Annotated in this window: 1 rRNA gene; it reads right to left on the bottom strand. The window is 69.6% G+C overall.

The features are described from left to right. Positions 1-427: 427 nt before the first annotated feature. Positions 428-544: ribosomal RNA gene (rrf, locus tag ACI79W_RS20030) — 5S ribosomal RNA — on the bottom strand. Positions 545-553: the final 9 nt, after the last annotated feature.

Below are 553 nucleotides of genomic sequence, written 5' to 3'. Positions count from 1 at the left end.
GCGGTCCTGCCAGTCACCACGCGGCCGGTCCCCCTGCGGACGGCGGTCCGACCGCTGCGGACGGTCCCCCTGCGGACGGCGGTCCTGCCAGTCACCACGCGGCCGGTCCCCCTGCGGACGGCGGTCCTGCCAGTCACCACGAGGCCGGTCATCCTGCGGGCGGTCCGATCGCTGCGGCCGATCTCCCTGAGACCCGCCACGAGGAGCTGCACCCCCACCCGTTCGGCGATCACCCTGAGGCCGGGAGCCGCGGGACGCCGGCCACCCTCGCCCGGAGTCGGACCCGCCGGATCCACGTCGCGGAGCAGTCATGTTTTCTGAGTACCTCTTTGCTCGACGCCGCACACAGCCAAAGCGGCCGGCGGCGGACATGGAAAAAGCGAACGGGGGTCAGAGCATTAGCTCTGACCCCCGTTCGGTGAAGTATGTCCGGCGGCGTCCTACTCTCCCACCCCGTCTCCAGGGCAGTACCATCGGCGCTGAGAGGCTTAGCTTCCGGGTTCGGAATGTTACCGGGCGTTTCCCTCTCGCCATGGCCGCCGTAACTCTGTGA

It is taken from the genome of Blastococcus sp. SYSU DS0533, from assembly GCF_054050775.1.
This window is presented reverse-complemented; position numbering and strand designations above follow the sequence as displayed.